This is a genomic window from Polaromonas sp. (genome assembly GCF_012927455.1).
Lineage (GTDB): Bacteria > Pseudomonadota > Gammaproteobacteria > Burkholderiales > Burkholderiaceae_C > Polaromonas.
The window spans coordinates 57,235-74,426 of the sequence record NZ_JABBPE010000004.1 but is presented as its reverse complement, the minus strand read 5'-3'; the positions used below and the strand labels follow the sequence as shown (position 1 = coordinate 74,426).

Sequence of the window (17,192 nt, the reverse complement as noted above, 5' to 3'; positions counted from 1 at the left end):
TCCCATGTGACGCGCAAATCGGCTGCTGCAAACCAGGGTTCATCGACGAGGTCCGACCTAGATGGCTCCGACGACACCTGTCCTTCTCAAGCTGCCTCAACCAACAGCATCATCGCCGATTCAAAGTGAGGTGCGGCGCCTTCTTGCTTAAAAAGTCATCGACGCCCGTTGGGCCATCGCTGCTCGCCAGCGCTGAAGGTGTGGGTGTTGCTCACCGGGCTTGATTCTGACCACGCGTGCGAAGTCAACCGCCACCACCGCAGTGATGTCGGCCACGCTGAAACTGTCGGTGGCGATGAAGTTGCGGTCAGCCAGGCGCTCGTCGAGCATGCCAAAGAACTGTTGCAGCCTTGCCAGGCCACGCTGTGCCAGTTCGGGAATCTGCGGGTAGTCCATCTGCCCGGGCAACGCACGGTTGGCCATGGCCGGCGCACTATTGCGCAGCGCTTCGGCAACCGCCATCAGCCCCTCGAACTCGACGCGCCAGTTCCAGCTCGCAATTTGTGCTTTTTGGTTCGGAGTGATACCCAGCAGCGGCGGCTCTGGGTAACGAGCCTCCAGATAGGCCGTGATCGCCGCGTTGTCAGCAAGCACTGTTCCCTCTTCGGTGCGCAGCGCTGGCACTGTGCACTGCGGATTGATTTTTTGGTAGGCGCTGCTCAATTGCTCGGAGTTCTTCAGGTCCACCTGGACCGTCTCGTGGGCAACTCCCTTTTCGGCGAGAAAAATGCGTGCGCGGCGCGGACTGGGCGCGGTGGCGCAGTCGTAGAGAATGATCATGATTGGGCTTCGCTGACAGGTCAAAAAATAAGGCTGGGCGTCAAATCGGCGCGGCCAGCTTGTCCTGGGTCTTGGTGTCAAAGTCGCCGGCATCATGGCGCTCGTGCAATTGGCTCGATGGCTCGCCTATGGTGCGGTTGACCATGCGACCGCGCCGGACGGCTGGACGGTGGGCAATGTGGTTGGTCCAGCGCAGCACATGGGTGTACGCCTGAACTTGCAGGAATTCACCGGCTTCGTACAGCTGACCCTTGACAAGCGTGCCGTACCAGGCCCACACCGCCATGTCGGCAATGGTGTACTCGTCACCCGCCAGATAGGGACTTTCCGCAAGGCGACGATCGAGCACGTCAAGCTGTCGCTTGACTTCCATCGCGTACCGATCGATCGCGTATTCGATCTTGATCGGCGCGTACGCATAGAAGTGACCGAACCCCCCGCCCAGGAAAGGCGCACTGCCCATCTGCCAGAACAGCCACGACAGGCATTCGGCGCGCTTGGCGCCGTCTGCGGGAAGAAAGGAGCCGAACTTTTCGGCAAGATAAATCAGGATCGCGCCTGACTCAAAAACCCTGATTGGCGCCGGTCCGCTGTGATCCACCAGCGCCGGGATCTTGGAGTTTGGATTGGCTGAGACGAAACCGCTGCCGAACTGGTCACCGTCCTGGATCCGGATCAGCCAGGCGTCGTACTCTGCGCCACTGTGCCCTGCTGCCAGCAACTCTTCCAGCATCACCGTCACCTTGACGCCGTTCGGCGTGCCCATTGAATAAAGTTGCAGCGGATGGCGCCCGACCGGCAGTTCCCTTTCATGGGTCGGGCCGGCGGTCGGGCGATTGATGCCGGCGAAGCGACCACCGCTTTCCTTGAGGTGAGACCAGATCTTGGGCGGCGTGTAGAGGGAAGAGTTGTCCATGGAGGAGGCAGTTTGTTGTGACTGAGGTTTGTTGGGCGGGGGTTGTGGCATGGTACGCGGATCGCCGTCAATCGAAGGTTGACCCACGCTGCCGGTGTTGGCTGTCCTGGCTTCAGAAGACTGGAATCCTTGCGCTGAGCGGAACCCCCAGCTTACATGGAGGGTCAAGTGAAATCGACAGCAGGGGTCAATTTCGCAGTGGCGCCAACCATTCAATTTGAATGTCCGCGATGGCTTATCTAGCCGTGACCATAAATGTCTTCAAGATCGTTTTTATTGGCAATGTGGCTTTTGCCGAATGCCGCTGATGGTCTGTGACCGGAAGTGAATTGGCAACCAGAAAGCTGACTTTCGCCAGTACCTGGTTACGCTGCAAAGCGGCAGTCTGCTGCGGGCCCACCGCGGACATCAGTAATTCATCTATGAATAAGGCCTTGCCGTACTGAGCCGGCCTTCCTGAAGACGATCACGCCAAACCCACAGCCACCAGGCGAAATATGACGGTAGCCTGACCTTTGACCTGACCTGTACGTTGAGGTCCGACGGTTGGTCCTGCGCGCGCCCGCCAGCCAGCCAGCGTACTGCCCGAAGCCCTGCAAAGCCGAAGATCTGCGCTGCTAGATGTCTAAAAGTATCAATAAAAGCTACCAGGAAGGCGATAAGCAGCCACTGGTTCGGTATTTGCATTGAATTTCGCGGCGGCGGGGCACATTGGGGACTCCTTAACCACCGCAAAGGCTTTTATGCAAACGCTGATTTACCGTAACTCCAAAACATTGGCAGCTGCAGGTCTGAGCTTCTTTCTGGCGCTGTCGCTCACCGGCTGGGCTCTGCGGTGCTTGGAAGTGAACCAACCCTACAAGGCGTTTCTGGGCGTCTGGCCTTACCTGATCACATGCAGCTACACGCTGGCCAAGGTCCTGCGCGACCGGCACGAGGCCGATCTGGATCAGGCGCGTAGGGCTGGCCGCATGCCGGGGCAGGCCACCCGCAGCACCGTTGAAGCCGAATAAACCCAACCCAATTTCAACTCAGATCAATTCAAACCGAGGCGTTGTCATGAAGATCCAATTTGCTACATATTTAATAGCTGCTTGCGCACTGTTTTCGGGGGCTGGCGTGCCAATCAATGCTATGGCGCAGTCGGAGGTGGCGGCGCTCAGTGCAGTGTCTGCCTGGCCGGTGGCCTCTGTGGTGCTGGGTGCCAGCGCAGCGGCCGGCGCCGTGCTGGCGATACCAGTGGTGCTGTCAACCGCAGGTGCGGTGCTGGTCGTCAAAACCGTTGAAATCAGCGCACGCGGCACGGTGTATGTGCTGGAGCGCGCCTCGGATGGCGCGCTCGCCAGCATCGAGGTCGCCGGCAGGGGTGCTGCGGGGGCTTCGATGGTGGCCGGTGCCTCTGTGGTGGTAAGCGTGGTCAGCGCGGGTGTGCTGCTGTCTGCCGCCGGCGAAGTCCTTGCCTTTGTTCCGAACGCCCTGGGCCGCGCCTTGCTGCACAGCGAGCGGCTGACCAACTAAACCGGAGACTGCAAATATGAAGACCTTTCTGACCTGCCTCTCATCGGCATTGCTGGCGGCCAGCCTCTTGCTGGCGCCCGCTGCCCACGCCGGGCGTTCGTGCGACGTCAAAAAGACATCGGCGCAAACAGTCGAGCGCGGTTTGACGCTGGCGGCCAAAACGCTTGAAGCACTGAACGCCAGCGGCGAAAAGGTGGTGCTTCTGGCGCGCGCCGGGCAAGACCTGAGCAAGTACGGCGTGCGTTATTCGCATCTGGGCCTGGCCTGGCAGCAGGCCGATGGCCAGGGTGGCACCACCTGGCGCGTGCTGCACAAGCTCAATGAATGCGGCACCCGTAATTCGTCCATCTACCGGCAGGGCCTGGGGGACTTTTTCCTCGATGACCTGTGGCGGTTTGAGGCCGCATGGCTGGCACCCACGCCGGAAGTCCAGGCGCGTTTGTTAGTCTTGCTGGAAGACCCCGCCCGCGCGATAAGCCTGCACCACAAGCCCTACAGCATCGTCAGTTACGTCTGGGGCCGCAAGTACCAGCAGTCCAACCAGTGGGCTATTGAAACTTTGGCCCTGGCGCTTGAGCCGCAGGTGCACTCGCGCGAGCAGGCGCAGGCCTGGCTGCAGTTCAAGGGGTATGAGCCGACCACGCTCCAACTGGGGCCGCTGACGCGCCTGGGCGGTCGCGTCACCGCGGCGAATGTGGCCTTTGACGACCATCCGAATGACAAACGCTTTTCAGACCGCATTGAGACGGTGACGGTGGACTCGGTTTTCAGCTGGCTGCAGCGTGCTCAAATGACGCCCACCGGCAAGACGCCCACGGTCATCAAACTGTGAACAGGGTGGCACTTTTTTTCAACAAGGGAGAACTTCATGGCCAAAGGCTTGCGACTGACAGAAAAATGGATGTACCGCGGCCTGTGGATGGTGGCCATCGTCTTCGCCGGATTCCTTATCGGGCTCGGCGGGACGGTGGTGGGCGACTTGCCGAAAGTGGAGAAGCGTCTTTCTCTGGACGACTTCATGGACAGCGGCGCCACCCGCAAGCTGCGCAGCGCCATTAAAAATGCAGAGCTCGCCGGCCAGAACGCTGAAAACGCGCTGCAGCAGTCGCAGCTCAAGCGCCGGACGGCTCAAGCCGACTCGTCGGCTGCGCGGGAGACCTTCAATAACTGGCTGTCTACCCGCCAGGCCACGCAATTGGCCGCGCAAGACACGGAACTGGTGGCGCGCACCCAGGCGCTGGATGTACTGAAGGACAAAGAACGTGCGGCAGGCGTTGCCGTCGAGGCCCAGCAACAGGCCGCCCTGGATGCCCGGCAAGCGGCCGAACGTGAACGCCGCCAGCTGGGAGAGCTGGAGCAGGGCGCGCAGCAGCAGCTCAATGCTGAGTACCGCCGCGTGGAGCTGCGCGTGTTTGGCTACCGCCTTGCGCTCACCCTGCCGCTGCTGGTGATTGCCGGCTGGCTCTTTGTCAAAAAACGCAAGGGCACTTACTGGCCTTTTGTCTGGGGTTTCATCATTTTTGCGGGCTTCGCGTTTTTTGTAGAACTGGTACCTTATTTGCCGAGCTACGGCGGCTATGTGCGCTACATCGTGGGCATCGTCGTCACGGCGCTGGTGGGCCGTCAGGCCATCGTGTCGCTGAACCGCTACCTCGAAAAACAAAAACTGGCCGAGCAACTGCCCGATGCGCAGCGCCGTGAAGAATTGAGTTACGACACCGCACTCACGCGGCTGTCCAAAGGGGTGTGTCCGGGCTGTGAGCGGCCCGTGGATTTGAAGAACACGGGGATCGACTATTGCCCGCATTGCGGCATTGGCCTGTTTGACCATTGCCTCAAGTGCACCACTCGCCAAAGTGCATTCGCCAAGTTTTGCCACGCCTGTGGCGGCGCGTGCGGACAGGGCGCGCGCTTGCCGGGGACAGGCGCTGCAACGGCCTGAAAAAGCCCGTCCGGGTCAGCCCCTGCGGCGACACACGGATGCCCTGGCAGCACCAGTTCCACGCGCGCGCGGCCAGCGCCGGCGCGGCTTCCCGGCGGGTTTTAGAGGCTGATGGCCTTCAAGGCAGCCGAAAAAAATCGGCGTGCCCAAGAGCACGCCGATTCCACTGTGGCACTAACGCGATCAGACGCTCGGGTCGGCGTCATCCGTGTCGCTGCTGCCTAGGGACACATCGTCGCCGCCCAGTTGCAGCGGCTCAGCCGTCTCTGAATCGCCTGCAGCCACCAGCGACTCGACGAAGCTGAAAGCGCCGGCCGAACTGCTGGTGGCCGAGAGCGGTATCTCCGAGCCGCTCCCCGGCGCGGTGCCGCCACTGGCGCTACCACTGTCGCCGCCGCTGCCGCAGGCGGCCAGCAAAAGAGCCCCTGCCGAAGCGGCCAGCCAGGAACGGTGGGTGAAAAAGGGTTTCATGGTTTGCTTCCTTCAAGTAAGGGTTGGCTTAGCGGGAGCCGGGGTTGGGCGTGTTCAGGTAAGGAAAGCCGGCCAGAAAGGGCACAACCGCCTGGTCAACGCCGTCGTGTACCTTGGCGGAGGTGGCACCCAAGGGCACGCTGGACGGCTTGCAGGCAGAAGTGACGCCAGACACGCCCGGGATGCTGTTCAGTTTCAAAGCATCGTTGTCGCCGTTAATCACGCACAAACCGCCCAGCATGGCGACCAGGGCAATGTCAACCACGTCGTCCTTTGGGCGACGGCCGTTGGGGAAGCCGGCCAGGTCGGTCGCCTGCGCCAGATTGGCAACGCCGCCCACGCGCAGGACTTCGCCCGCGACCCCCAGCCGGTTTTGCGCGGCAAAAGCCACGGGTGCGATGGCGGTGTTCAGCCGCAGCATCTCGGAGGGCGTCACCGTGGCTGGCTTGTTCACGCCGGTGATGCCGGTGAGGAAAACCGTTGCCAGGTCGGTGCGCGGCAGGTTGGTCGGTGCGAGGCCTTTGGGGTCGCCCGTCAGCACCAGGCCTAGCAGCGCCGGCAAGGTCGGGTTGGTCACGTAGTCAAGAAACTGGCCGTCACCGCTCGGTTTGGACGCGTTGAACTTGTCTTTATCGCGCAGACCTATCACCACTTCGTTGACCAGTGGCTGACCGAGCCGGGACACCTGGGTCCAGGCGCCGCCCGACTTCTCGCTGGTCTGGTAGCCAGAAGTTGGCGCGCCTGAAAGCAGCCGCGCCTGGCGCAAACTGGCCGTGGTCCAGCCGCCAACCACCGGGTCGTTGCCGGCCGTCAGGCAGTCCTTGTGAACTTCAATCGCGATGGAGGTAATGTTCTTGTCCTGGATCGAATTAGCGGCGAAGGCATTGATCAGCGCAGGGTCGGTGATCTGCGCCGCCGTGGCATTGACCAGGTCAAAAATTGGACCTAAATTGACGGCAAAACCCTCCTGGCGCTGGCCTACGAAGACCCGTCCTGCATCCTTGCCGGCCGGGCAGCCGGGTATCTTGACCTCATGCACATGCTTGGCCGCATAGGCGGCGTAGGCCGCGCTGTTGCCGAAGGTCTTCACGCCGATATAGTCCGATGGCTTTTCGAACGTGGCGCCGCCGGCGGCCTTGACCACGTCCTTGCCGCCATCGCCCTTGCGCCGGTCACCGCGCACCAGCTTGACGCTGTAGGTTTCTGCCACGTTGAGGTTGGCATCAGAGATGTTGGTAACGGCGCCGGCTTGTGTGAGCGAAATCGCAACAGACTTGTCGCCAATCGGCAGTTCCACGCCCTTGCCGCCGTTGGCCAGGGTGTTCTTGAAGCGGAACTGGAAGGTCAGGTCTTCCCGGGCGTCTCCGTTGTTGTCCACATGGATCTCATACAGCGCGTTCGGATCCAACTTGAAATAGTTGGGGCCACCATACGGGTCTTGCAGGCCCTGGTAGTTCGCGATCAGCGTCACGTAGTCGGTGCGACTGGGCTCGTAGCTGCGAAACATGTAAAAGTCGGTACCGTCCACCTTGGGTGAGGTGGTGATGAAAGGGGCCTCGCGGTGGCTCGATGCCAGGGAGACCCCGGCGGCGCAGGCAGCAGCGGCTGCCACAACGCCCAAGCTGAGTTTTCTGAAGTTCATGAGTTTCTCCTGTTAATGGGGCGGAAGCTGTTTGCCTCCATCCGTTTTACGCAAGCCAGGAGAGGTCGGATTCAACTTCAAGCGGATTACCGCATCAACAAGGGTTTTCACCTAGTTCGACAGTCGTTGCGCGCAAAAGAGCGCCCGACAGAGCCAGGCGCTCCAGCGACTCAACAGGCGCAAATCAAACGGCGCGGCCGAAGAACGGATAGGCTGGGTCGTTGTAGCCGGGGCTGGACGCATGGCCGGGTACCACTAGCGAATTGATGAAGTCCTCGTCGTCCTGGTTGATCTTCAGGTCCAGCGCGCCATAAACCTCTTGCAGATGAGACAGCGTTCGCGGCCCGACGATGACTGCGCTGACCAAAGGATTGGCAAGCACCCAGGCGGCGGCAAACTGTCCGGGAACCAGGTTCTTCGCCTCGCAACGGACCTTGATCTTTTGCGCGATCTGCAGCGACTCTTCGCGGAACTCGGTCTCAAGAATGCGTTTGTCGCCGCTGCCGGCACGCGTGTCTTCGGCCGGCGGCTGGCCGGGCGGGTACTTGCCGGTCAGGACGCCGCGCGCCAGCGGGCTGTAGGGCACCACGCCCAGCCCGTAGTGGCCGCAGGCGGGCAAAATTTCAACTTCCGGCGCGCGATTGAGCAGGTTGTAGTAGGGCTGGCACACGGCTGGCGGCGGCACGCCCAGTTGCTCGCACAGACGAACGATCTCGGCGATGCGCCAGCCGCGAAAGTTCGACAGGCCAAAGCTGCGGATCTTGCCCTCGCGAATCAGGTCGCCCAGCGCAAGCACCGCTTCCTCAAGGTTTTCGTCGTGGTAATCGCGGTGCAGGTAAAGAATGTCGAGGTAGTCGGTTTGCAGGCGGGCCAATATGGCGTTGGTTTGCTGGATCAGCCAGCGCCGCGCGTAGTGCCCCTGGTTCACGGCCTCGCTGACCGGGTTGCCCAGCTTGCTGGCCAGTACCCAGTGCTCGCGCTGGCCGCTCAGCAGCTTGCCGACGTCTGTCTCGGACTGGCCATGGTTGTACACGTCAGCGGTGTCGATGAAGTTGATGCCGTGCTCGCGGGCAGAGGCGACGATGCTGGCCGCATCGTCGAAGGGCGTTTGCCGCCCAAACATCATGGTGCCCAGGCACAGGGCAGACACTTTCAGGTTGCTTTTTCCGAGGCGACGGTAGTGCATGAATCAACTCCTTGAGTTTTTAAGAAAAGCCGGTCAGGCCTGGAGCTTAAAGACTTTCGGCCTACTCTTCAGGGCGCCAATCGCTCCACCAGGTATTCCTTGGCGTACCAGAAGGTTTCGGGCGTCTTGAAGGCCGCCATGGTGCCGTCTTTTTCGTCCTGCCGTGAACGCAGGTCCCAGCGCTCATCAAGAATTCGGCACTGCGTGCAGGGCGCCTGCCCGACGCGGCGCTGCACCAGCACGTAGCGGCTGGTTTTGAACAGTGCCTCCACGTCGGCGTAGTCCACCGGCTGCTCGGCAAAATACGAAACAATTTTCGCGCCCGGAATTATGAATTCATAGCGTTCAAAATGGCCGTTGAAATTGCTGGGGACTTGCACTGTTTGGCCTTTGAGCAATTCGTTGGTAGCCGGGCGGAAGCGCCCCAGGTCCCCATTGAAGGGGTTGGTGACCCAGGCGAGGGCAAACAAGACGGCAAAGCCCGCCAGCGCAGTGAGCGGTCGCGTCAGGTCTTTCCTGAAAATTCCGCTGCCGCATGCCAGCGCCGTGGCCGCCACGAACAGCCAGAACAGCGGCGAGTAAACCCAGGGGTCTTGCGTGGCACGCACCGCGCCGTAACCCACCAGGCCCATGGCGAGCGCGCCCAACATGCAGACCGCCAGCGTCAGGCTGAACCAGATACGGCCGATGCGCTCCCAGTACAGCGCCATCACCACGGCCAGCGCCGGCATGGCCGGAATCAGGTAGCGCGTCGAGCGCTGCGTCGGCAGCATGAACACCAGCGCCAGCGCGAGCAGCCACAGCCACATGATTTTTTCGGCGGCGCTGATTGTTTGCGCCGTGCCTTTGCGCTGCCGCCAGCTGAGCCAGGCTGCCACCATGGCGCCGACCGACAGCGGCAGCAGAAACAGCGCATTGGAAAAGTAGCCGGTCAGAATTGTCACGATGCCGCCGCTGCCGCTAAAAGCTGATTTGAAGTAGCCTCTGGAAGAGTTCATCTTGCCGGCGTTTTCACCGACGACAAATTCGCGCCAGACTTCACCTGGCTGCGGATCGATGGCAAACCACAGGCCAAAAATAGCCAAAGCAAGAGCGCATATCGCGGCGACCTTGAAGCCGTCGGCAACGATGCCGCTGCGGAAAATTTTCCAGGCTGGTAATTGAGCACCCACCGTTTGGTAGCACAGCGCCAGCGCGAAGCCCACCGGCACCACCATGACAAATGATTTGTAAAGGCAGCCAATGCCAATCGCCAGACCGGCGATAAGCGGAAACTTCCAGCGCGATGCCAGTAACTTGGCGGGCGACCAGGCGATGGCAAAGAACACGCCAAATAGCCAAAAGGTTTCGGCCGCGCTGGTGAGGTAAGGCCGGCCGTAACGGTAGGTGGTGAAAAAAGACAGGTAAACCAGCGTGGCGATTGCGCCCATTGTGATCGCGTGCCGGTTGCCTTTTTCTGCCGTGCCGGCATCCACGACGGTGGTTGTCGCTGGTGTTTCGCCGCGAACAATTTTCCACGTCAGCAGTCCCACCATGAGCGCGATGCACCATGTGTACAGCACGCTGGGCAGGCGCAAATTGAGCAGCGTCCAGTGCTCGCCCCAGCCGCCAGCCACCATGGCTTGCCAGAACAGCAGCGGCGGCTTGGTGTTGCGCATGAAATCGTAAGAGCTGACCAACGGCAGCCAGTGACCGGTCTGGGCCGTAAGGCGCGCGATGTGGGCATAGACCAGCTCATCGCCGTTGCGTGGAATATGGTCTCCGCCCAGCCCAAACAGATAGCCCAGCGCCACGGCAATCGCCAGGCCTGCCCAGATAAGGTGAACAGGAAAACGCGGCTTGGGTTTGTCAGGGCTTGTCGTGGACATCGGTGGAGGGTGGCGCCGGTGGGCTGGTACGGTGGGCCGCTTGGGTTTTCTTGCGGCGGCGAAAAGTCATGCGGTCATTGACCAGAAAATTGCACACGCTGGCCAGGGCAATGGCCACCACGTTGGCCAGGATGTAATGCATGGACAGGGCCAGCCATTTGGTCAGCAGGGACTGCACAACAATCGACAGCCCTGCCGCCATCACGTACTTGATGAACAGCAACAGCGCGGAACGATGGACCTCATGTTTGCGGTCGCGCCAGGTCAGGCGCCGGTTCCAGTAAAAGTTGCTGATGGTGGCCACGGTAATGGCCAGCGCAATCGAGTAATTGAGCCGTGACTGAAAGTCTTCGATGACGCGCAGTAAAAACTCTTGTGCGATATAGAGCACCGCAACATTAATCACGGTGCCGCTGGCGCCGACCGCGCCAAACTTGATGAAACGCCAATGCGCCATCGGTTGAAGTCGTGTGGGCAGACGGCTGACCAGATCTTCTGCAATGGATCGAAGTTTGGACATCAAGAATTGTTGATCAGGGACTGACCAGACATTCACGCGCCTTCGCCAGCACGGTGGCGGGCGCTATAACCTTAAGACACTGGTTATCACCATCGCAATACGACGAGCGGTGGTTGTAAGCCGTCAGGCAGGGCGAGCACGGCCACTCGCTGTAGAACGAATAGCAATGTGGCGTCAGAGGTGCATACAGGCTGGGCGTCTCCGGGCCAAACAGCATCAAGGTCCAGATCGGCGTCAGCGCGGCAAACTGCCCGGGGCCGCCGTCATTGGTTACCAGCAGGCGCGCCACATGAAACAGCGCCAGCAACTCGGAAATCGAGCGCGTGTAACCCGTCAGGTCAACTATCGCCCCCACGCTCCTCACTGCGTGTAGTTCGCTGCCCCCCGAGGGGGCTGGACTTGCTAGGGGCGGCCCGTCGCTGCGTCCGCTCGCGTTCTTCTGTTGATCGATGCCGGCCTGAACCTGCCCGACTAACTTCCGTGCCAGCGCCTGATCGTCCTTCAATCCAATTACGGCCACGGCGCAACCGTCGGCCACCAGGCCTTCGCACAGCGCGGTGTAAGACGCCAGCGGCCAGGCGCGAATCGGCAAAATGCCGCCGCCCGGGTACACCAGCACCAGCGGCTTGCCGGCAAGGCCCGGAAAGTCCTGCGCCAGCCGGCTTTGCATGCCGGGGACCAGTGTGCTGCCCAGTTGCACATGCGGCGGCGGCTTGCCGGTGAGCCTGATCGGCAATTTGGAGCTAGGTACAGCCCTTGAATCAATGGCGCTGGCCAGCGTTAGAAACTGCGCGCTGATGTGGTGGTAGGGGTTGTAGGGCACGCGCCGGTTGATGTGCGAGCCGCGGTACAGGCCTTCTTGCGTGTGGCGGTGAAACCCGACGCGCACCGACGCGCCACAGGCAAACGACAGCAGACTGCTGATGCGCGAGAACAGCTCGCAGTCAATCGCCACATCGACGTTGGCGCGGCGCAAAGCCTTGATGACCTTCCACAGGCTCGCCAGCAGCGCAGTCAGCGAATGGTCATCGACGGTGTGCACATTGGCCGGATTCATCACCTGCATCAGGTCGAGGATTTCGCGGTTCTTGCCGAACAGCAGGGCATGCAACTCGGCGCCCGGGTAACGTTGCTTCAAGCGCGCGAACATGTCGTGCGCCAGCACCAGGCTGCCCATTTCGGACAGCAGAATCACCACGATGGCGCGCGGCGCCTGGTCGCGGCTCGCTGCTGGCCGAAACCGGCGCATGACGCCATCCACACCTGACACAACCGCGCACAGCGGAATGCCGGCCCATCGGTCAACCCATCGCTGCAAGTCAATGTTCACCGCTCAGACCCCGCGCTGCCGGTCGGCTTTGAACTGCACAACGAATTCGCCAAAGCGCCCGGTGTCCAGCGCATCACGCGCTTCCTGCATCAGATTGAGGTAGTAGTGCAGGTTGTGGATGCTGGCCAGCATGGGGCCGAGCATTTCGCCGCAGCGGTCCAGGTGGTGCATGTAGGCTCTGGAGAAATTTTGGCAGGTGTAGCAGGTGCAGCTGTCGTCAACCGGGCCTTCTTCTGTTTTGTAGCGCGCATTGCGTATCTTCAGGTCGCCAAAACGCGTGAACATGTGGCCGTTGCGCGCATTGCGGGTCGGCATCACGCAGTCGAACATGTCTACGCCGGCGCTCACGCCTTCAATCAGGTCTTCCGGCGTACCAACGCCCATCAAATAGCGCGGCTTGTGGGCTGGCAGGCGGTGCGGCGTGTGCGCCATGATGCGCAGCATTTCTTCCTTGGGCTCGCCCACGCTGACGCCGCCAACGGCATAACCGGGGAAATCCATTTCGACCAGCGCATCGAGCGACTCCTGGCGCAGGTTTTCAAACATGCCGCCCTGCACGATGCCAAACAGCGCATTCGGATTTTCAAGCTTGTCAAACTCGTCCTCGCAACGCTTGGCCCAGCGCCGGCTCAGTTCCATCGAGCTACGCGCTTCGCCTTCGGTTGTGATGTGGCCCTTGGTGTCGTAAGGCGTGCATTCATCAAACTGCATCACGATGTCGCTGTTGAGAAGCGTCTGGATCTGCATCGAGATTTCGGGCGTCAGGAACAGCTTGTCGCCGTTCACGGGCGAGGAAAATTTCACCCCTTCTTCCGAAATCTTGCGCATCTCGCCGAGCGACCAGACCTGAAAGCCGCCGCTGTCGGTCAGGATGGGCTTGTGCCAGCTTTCAAACTTGTGCAGGCCGCCAAATTGGGTGATCACGTCCAGTCCCGGACGCATCCAGAGGTGAAAAGTGTTGCCCAAAATGATCTGCGCGCCCATCGCATGCAGCGACTGCGGCATCACGCCCTTGACAGTGCCGTAGGTGCCGACCGGCATGAAGATTGGAGTTTGCACCACGCCGTGGTTCAAGGTCAGGGTGCCGCGTCGGGCATGTCCTTCGGTTTTGAGGAGTTCGAATTTCAGCATCAGTCTTTGGGAAAATATTTAACGCCAGGCAGACCCTCAAAGTGCTGGTCTTGCGTCCACAGCGTAGCGTCATGCGCTTGAGCCGTTGCGTAAATCAAGCTGTCTGCGAGCGGCAAGTTATACGCCGTGGCCGCCAGGGCCAGATTGAGATCCATATCGACAATGTGTCCTTGCTGCATCAGGGTAAGCGCGATGCTGGCAAGCTCTTGCCCGCGTTCGCGCGCCGTCTTTTTGACGACCTCATAAATGGTAATGACTGGGACGATCAGCGCTTGCGGATTCGCGATGACAGCGTCAAAACGCGCGGCGTAGGGTGTCTCAGCAAAATACTCAAGCCAGCAAGAAGAGTCGAGAACGATATGCGACGTTTTGCGCGAACGCGGCATAGCGGGCGTCAAAAGCGCTCCGGATCATCTACGATGGTTGTATCCATGCCGCGTGCAATACCGCGATAGGCCTGTGGCGCCATGACCGGAAGCAACCGGATGATGCCACCGTAGTTGACCACCATCATCTTTGACCCAGGCTTTATGTGTGCGCTCTCGCGTACCGCCTGTGGAATCACAACCTGGTATTTCGAGGACACAGTAACAACATTGGTTTTCATATCGATCATTATATCGTTCAACCAACTTTACGTCGATAAGGAAAGTCGCTGCAGCAGCATGGCATCGCCATAGCTGAAAAAGCGGTATCGCTGGGCAATCGCATGCTGATACAGCGCCATGATGTGCTCGTACTCGGAAAACGCGCTGACCAGCATCATCAGCGTGCTTTTAGGCAGGTGAAAGTTGGTCAGCAGCAGATCGACCACGGCAAACTTAAAACCCGGCGTGATGAAGATGTTGGTGTCGTCGCAGGCCGGGCCAAATTTGGCGGAGGACTCCAGCGCCCGCACGGTCGTTGTGCCGACCGCCACCACGCGTCCGCCGCGTGCCTTGCAGGCGTCAATCGCCTGGAGCGTGGCCGGCGGAACTTCAAAGCGCTCGAAATGCATGACGTGGTCGGCAATGTGCTCGGTCTTGACCGGCTGGAAGGTGCCGGCGCCGACATGCAGCGTCACGCTGGCGAGCGCAATGCCGCGCGCAACCAACTGTGCCAGCATGCCTTCGTCAAAATGCAGCGCCGCTGTCGGCGCGGCCACGGCACCCGGGTTTTTCGCAAACACGGTCTGGTAACGTTGCTCGTCGTCGGCCGAATCGCTGTGGGTGATGTAGGGCGGCAGCGGCACATGACCAAACTGCGCCATCAGCGCATACGGGTCGCTGCTGAGCCTGAAGCGGTAGAGCGGCCCGCCCTCATTCGGCCAGCGGCCCAGCAGCGTGGCCGTGAAGCCGCCAGCCATTTGCAGCACCGCGCCGGGCAGCGGCTTTTTGCTGACTTTCATGTGCGCGGCGACTTCATGGCCGGCGTGGGCATGGGGCGAAAGCACGCGCTCGATCAGCAGTTCGAGCTTGCCGCCGCTCTGCTTTTGGCCGAACAGCCGTGCCTTGACCACTTTGGTGTCATTGAACACCAGCAGGTCGCCGGGCAAAAGCAACTCGGGCAGGTCGGTAAAGCGGCGATCGGCAATGGTGCCGCCCCGGCCATCGAGCAGGCGCGAGGCGCTGCGCTGGGGGGCAGGGTGCTGGGCAATTAAGTCGTCGGGGAGTGTGAAATCAAAATCACTAAGGCTGAAATTCGTCTTCATGTAGCACAATTGTCCCATGATGAACCATGCTGTTCCTGCCCCTGAAACGGCGTTGAAGACCAGCGCGCTTGACGCCGGGGCAGCGGGCAAGTCTGTCGCCAAGGCGCCAGCCAAATCACCGGCGCAAAAGGCCTTGGAAAAGCTCGGGCTCAGGCGCGATATCGACCTGGCCCTGCATCTGCCGCTGCGCTACGAGGACGAGACCCGCATCGTGCGCCTGGCCGATGCGCGCGATGGCGAGCTGGTGCAGTTTGAGGGGCAGGTGATGCATAGCGAAATCCAGATCCGGTCGCGCCGCCAGTTGCTGGTCACGGTCGATGACGGCAGTGAAACCTGCTTGCTGCGCTTTCTCAATTTTTACCCCTCGCACCAGAAAACATTGAGCGTGGGCGCCCGCGTGCGAGTGCGCGGCGAGATTCGCGGTGGGTTTATAGGCCGCGAGATTGTGCATCCGCAGTTCAAGCTGGCCGGCGGCGAGTTGCCGGGCGCACTGACGCCGGTGTATCCGACATCTGCCGGTTTGCCCCAGCTGTATCTGCGCAAGGCGGTGCTCAGCGGCCTTTCCCGTGCCGACCTCAGCGAAACTATTCCCGCCCAATTTCTAGATCAAAAAATGCCACAGCCCTTATGCAGTCTGCGTGAGGCGCTACAGTTTTTGCACCACCCCAGTCCTGATGTGGTGCTGCAAACGCTTGAAGACCGCAGCCATCCGGCCTGGCAGCGCCTGAAGGCCGAAGAGTTGCTGGCTCAGCAGTTGTCGCAACTGCAGGCGCGGCGCGTGCGCGCCGCGATGCGCGCGCCAGCGCTGAACGGCCCGCTGATGCGCGGCACGCAATGCACCTTGCAGGAGCAATTGCTCGAACGCCTGCCTTTCCGTCTGACCGCCGCGCAGCAGCGCGTGGGCGCTGAAATTGAGATCGATCTGAAAAAAAGCATTCCCATGCACCGCCTGCTGCAAGGCGATGTGGGCGCCGGCAAGACCGTGGTGGCGGCGCTGGCAGCCGCACGCTGCATCGACGCGGGCTGGCAGTGCGCGCTGATGGCGCCGACCGAAATTCTGGCCGAGCAGCATTTCCGCAAGTTGATCGGCTGGCTGGAGCCCCTGGGCATCACTACCGCCTGGCTCACCGGCAGCCAGAAGACCAAAGAGCGACGCGAGATGCTGGCGCTGATAGCAAGCGGCCAGGCGGGACTGGTGATAGGCACCCATGCCGTGATCCAGGACAAAGTGAGGTTTAAAAACCTGGCGCTCGCCATTATTGATGAGCAACACCGCTTTGGCGTGGCGCAGCGGTTGGCCCTGCGCAGCAAAATGAACCATGACAGCAGCAAGATGACCGAGGGCGGACAAGAGCCGCATCTGCTCATGATGACCGCCACGCCGATTCCGCGCACCCTGGCCATGAGTTATTACGCCGACCTGGATGTTTCTACCCTCGACGAGTTGCCGCCCGGCCGCACGCCCATCGTCACAAAGGTAGTAAGCGACGCGCGGCGTGACGAAGTGATTGCGCGAATACGTGGGCAGCTCGCCGAAGGCCGGCAGATTTACTGGGTCTGTCCCTTGATTGAAGAAAGCGAATCCATTGACCTGGTCAACGCCACCCAGACGCATGAGGCGCTGAGCGCGGCCTTGCCCGGCCTGATGATTGGCCTGCTGCATTCGCGCATGCCGGTGGCCGAGAAAAAAGCCGTGATGAGCCTGTTCACCGGCGGGCAGATGGGCGTTCTGGTCAGCACCACCGTGATCGAGGTTGGCGTCGATGTGCCCAATGCCTCGCTGATGGTGATCGAGCACGCCGAGCGCTTCGGCCTGAGCCAGCTGCACCAGCTGCGCGGCCGGGTCGGGCGCGGCGCGGCGGCGTCGGCCTGCGTACTGCTGTATTCGACCGGCGATGCGCCCCGACTGGGCGAAGTGGCCCGAGCCCGGCTCAAAGCCATGGTCGAAACCAATGACGGCTTTGAAATTGCCAGGCGCGATCTGGAGATTCGCGGGCCGGGCGAGTTTTTGGGGGCGCGGCAGTCGGGTGCGCCGCTGTTGCGGTTTGCTGATCTGACGACGGATGCGGAGTTACTGGCCTGGGCGCGGGATTTGGCGCCGCTGATGCTGGATCAGTATGACGAACTGGCGGAGCGGCATGTGTTGCGGTGGTTGGGGGGGAAGGCTGAGTTTTTGAAGGCTTGAGGCTTGATTGGGC

The 17,192-nt window shown here is 61.1% G+C and carries 16 protein-coding genes and 1 pseudogene; 5 read left to right on the top strand and 12 right to left on the bottom strand.

Going from position 1 to position 17,192, the window contains the following annotated elements:
• Positions 1 to 147 precede the first annotated feature (147 nt).
• Positions 148 to 780, bottom strand: coding sequence for a glutathione S-transferase (locus HHJ18_RS05600; RefSeq protein WP_296912465.1), 633 nt, complete (start codon positions 778 to 780; stop codon positions 148 to 150).
• Between the two features lie 40 nt (positions 781 to 820).
• Positions 821 to 1,696, bottom strand: coding sequence for a glutathione-dependent disulfide-bond oxidoreductase (gene yghU / locus HHJ18_RS05595; RefSeq protein ID WP_296912462.1), 876 nt, complete (start codon positions 1,694 to 1,696; stop codon positions 821 to 823).
• A gap of 797 nt (positions 1,697 to 2,493) precedes the next feature.
• Between yghU and HHJ18_RS05590 the strand changes: the two are divergent.
• From HHJ18_RS05590 to HHJ18_RS05575, 4 genes and pseudogenes are all read left to right on the top strand, one after another.
• Positions 2,494 to 2,709: pseudogene (locus HHJ18_RS05590) on the top strand (hypothetical protein); the annotation flags it as partial.
• Between the two features lie 46 nt (positions 2,710 to 2,755).
• The gene (locus HHJ18_RS05585) at positions 2,756 to 3,214 is read left to right on the top strand and encodes a hypothetical protein (RefSeq protein ID WP_296912459.1); all 459 of its coding nucleotides are present in this window, start codon (positions 2,756 to 2,758) and stop codon (positions 3,212 to 3,214) included.
• A 16-nt stretch (positions 3,215 to 3,230) separates the two neighbouring features.
• Complete coding sequence (locus tag HHJ18_RS05580; RefSeq protein WP_296912457.1) at positions 3,231 to 4,046, top strand: DUF2145 domain-containing protein; 816 nt, start codon at positions 3,231 to 3,233, stop codon at positions 4,044 to 4,046.
• Between the two features lie 36 nt (positions 4,047 to 4,082).
• On the top strand, positions 4,083 to 5,156 hold the full coding sequence (locus HHJ18_RS05575) for a serine endopeptidase (RefSeq protein WP_296912454.1): 1,074 nt from the start codon (positions 4,083 to 4,085) through the stop codon (positions 5,154 to 5,156).
• A 183-nt stretch (positions 5,157 to 5,339) separates the two neighbouring features.
• Here the strand turns inward: HHJ18_RS05575 and HHJ18_RS05570 are convergent, their stop codons facing one another.
• The 10 genes from HHJ18_RS05570 to queA all read right to left on the bottom strand — a co-directional run bounded on the left by HHJ18_RS05570 (position 5,340) and on the right by queA (position 14,994).
• Complete coding sequence (locus HHJ18_RS05570; RefSeq protein WP_296912452.1) at positions 5,340 to 5,627, bottom strand: hypothetical protein; 288 nt, start codon at positions 5,625 to 5,627, stop codon at positions 5,340 to 5,342.
• Positions 5,628 to 5,655: 28 nt separating this feature from the next.
• On the bottom strand, positions 5,656 to 7,269 hold the full coding sequence (locus HHJ18_RS05565; RefSeq protein ID WP_296912449.1) for a DUF4331 domain-containing protein: 1,614 nt from the start codon (positions 7,267 to 7,269) through the stop codon (positions 5,656 to 5,658).
• Positions 7,270 to 7,453: 184 nt separating this feature from the next.
• Positions 7,454 to 8,455 (bottom strand): aldo/keto reductase, encoded by a 1,002-nt coding sequence (locus HHJ18_RS05560; protein ID WP_296912446.1) that lies wholly within the window; start codon positions 8,453 to 8,455, stop codon positions 7,454 to 7,456.
• 68 nt (positions 8,456 to 8,523) lie between these two features.
• Complete coding sequence (locus HHJ18_RS05555) at positions 8,524 to 10,323, bottom strand: glycosyl transferase (RefSeq protein WP_296912443.1); 1,800 nt, start codon at positions 10,321 to 10,323, stop codon at positions 8,524 to 8,526.
• Positions 10,304 to 10,843, bottom strand: coding sequence for a GtrA family protein (locus HHJ18_RS05550; RefSeq protein WP_296912440.1), 540 nt, complete (start codon positions 10,841 to 10,843; stop codon positions 10,304 to 10,306). Before HHJ18_RS05550 ends, HHJ18_RS05555 begins: the two co-directional genes overlap by 20 nt.
• Positions 10,844 to 10,856: 13 nt before the next feature.
• Complete coding sequence (locus HHJ18_RS05545; RefSeq protein ID WP_296912438.1) at positions 10,857 to 12,173, bottom strand: glycosyltransferase family 9 protein; 1,317 nt, start codon at positions 12,171 to 12,173, stop codon at positions 10,857 to 10,859.
• Between the two features lie 3 nt (positions 12,174 to 12,176).
• Positions 12,177 to 13,304, bottom strand: a complete 1,128-nt coding sequence (tgt, locus tag HHJ18_RS05540; protein ID WP_296912436.1) for a tRNA guanosine(34) transglycosylase Tgt — start codon at positions 13,302 to 13,304, stop codon at positions 12,177 to 12,179.
• The gene (locus tag HHJ18_RS05535) at positions 13,304 to 13,702 is read right to left on the bottom strand and encodes a type II toxin-antitoxin system VapC family toxin (RefSeq protein ID WP_296912433.1); all 399 of its coding nucleotides are present in this window, start codon (positions 13,700 to 13,702) and stop codon (positions 13,304 to 13,306) included. The genes tgt and HHJ18_RS05535 overlap by 1 nt, the downstream gene beginning before the upstream one ends.
• The gene (locus tag HHJ18_RS05530) at positions 13,699 to 13,911 is read right to left on the bottom strand and encodes an AbrB/MazE/SpoVT family DNA-binding domain-containing protein (protein WP_296912431.1); all 213 of its coding nucleotides are present in this window, start codon (positions 13,909 to 13,911) and stop codon (positions 13,699 to 13,701) included. Before HHJ18_RS05530 ends, HHJ18_RS05535 begins: the two co-directional genes overlap by 4 nt.
• Positions 13,912 to 13,938: 27 nt before the next feature.
• A complete protein-coding gene (gene queA / locus HHJ18_RS05525; RefSeq protein WP_296912428.1) occupies positions 13,939 to 14,994 on the bottom strand; it encodes a tRNA preQ1(34) S-adenosylmethionine ribosyltransferase-isomerase QueA in 1,056 nt (351 codons plus the stop codon).
• A 16-nt stretch (positions 14,995 to 15,010) separates the two neighbouring features.
• On the opposite strand from queA, the gene recG reads away from it, so the two are divergent.
• Positions 15,011 to 17,179 carry an ATP-dependent DNA helicase RecG gene (gene recG, locus HHJ18_RS05520; protein ID WP_296912425.1) on the top strand — a complete coding sequence of 723 codons (2,169 nt, stop codon included), beginning with the start codon at positions 15,011 to 15,013 and terminating at the stop codon, positions 17,177 to 17,179.
• Positions 17,180 to 17,192 lie beyond the last annotated feature (13 nt).

Excerpts from the sequence above, each read along its gene's own strand:
- HHJ18_RS05570 (WP_296912452.1), bottom strand. The coding sequence starts at position 5,627 with ATGAAACCCTTTTTCACCCACCGTTCCTGGCTGGCCGCTTCGGCAGGG.
- HHJ18_RS05600 (WP_296912465.1), bottom strand. The coding sequence starts at position 780 with ATGATCATTCTCTACGACTGCGCCACCGCGCCCAGTCCGCGCCGCGCA.
- HHJ18_RS05560 (WP_296912446.1), bottom strand. The coding sequence starts at position 8,455 with ATGCACTACCGTCGCCTCGGAAAAAGCAACCTGAAAGTGTCTGCCCTG.
- HHJ18_RS05585 (WP_296912459.1), top strand. The coding sequence starts at position 2,756 with ATGAAGATCCAATTTGCTACATATTTAATAGCTGCTTGCGCACTGTTT.
- queA (WP_296912428.1), bottom strand. The coding sequence starts at position 14,994 with ATGAAGACGAATTTCAGCCTTAGTGATTTTGATTTCACACTCCCCGAC.
- HHJ18_RS05565 (WP_296912449.1), bottom strand. The coding sequence starts at position 7,269 with ATGAACTTCAGAAAACTCAGCTTGGGCGTTGTGGCAGCCGCTGCTGCC.
- HHJ18_RS05530 (WP_296912431.1), bottom strand. The coding sequence starts at position 13,911 with ATGAAAACCAATGTTGTTACTGTGTCCTCGAAATACCAGGTTGTGATT.
- HHJ18_RS05550 (WP_296912440.1), bottom strand. The coding sequence starts at position 10,843 with ATGTCCAAACTTCGATCCATTGCAGAAGATCTGGTCAGCCGTCTGCCC.
- HHJ18_RS05575 (WP_296912454.1), top strand. The coding sequence starts at position 4,083 with ATGGCCAAAGGCTTGCGACTGACAGAAAAATGGATGTACCGCGGCCTG.
- HHJ18_RS05580 (WP_296912457.1), top strand. The coding sequence starts at position 3,231 with ATGAAGACCTTTCTGACCTGCCTCTCATCGGCATTGCTGGCGGCCAGC.
- recG (WP_296912425.1), top strand. The coding sequence starts at position 15,011 with ATGATGAACCATGCTGTTCCTGCCCCTGAAACGGCGTTGAAGACCAGC.
- yghU (WP_296912462.1), bottom strand. The coding sequence starts at position 1,696 with ATGGACAACTCTTCCCTCTACACGCCGCCCAAGATCTGGTCTCACCTC.
- tgt (WP_296912436.1), bottom strand. The coding sequence starts at position 13,304 with ATGCTGAAATTCGAACTCCTCAAAACCGAAGGACATGCCCGACGCGGC.
- HHJ18_RS05555 (WP_296912443.1), bottom strand. The coding sequence starts at position 10,323 with ATGTCCACGACAAGCCCTGACAAACCCAAGCCGCGTTTTCCTGTTCAC.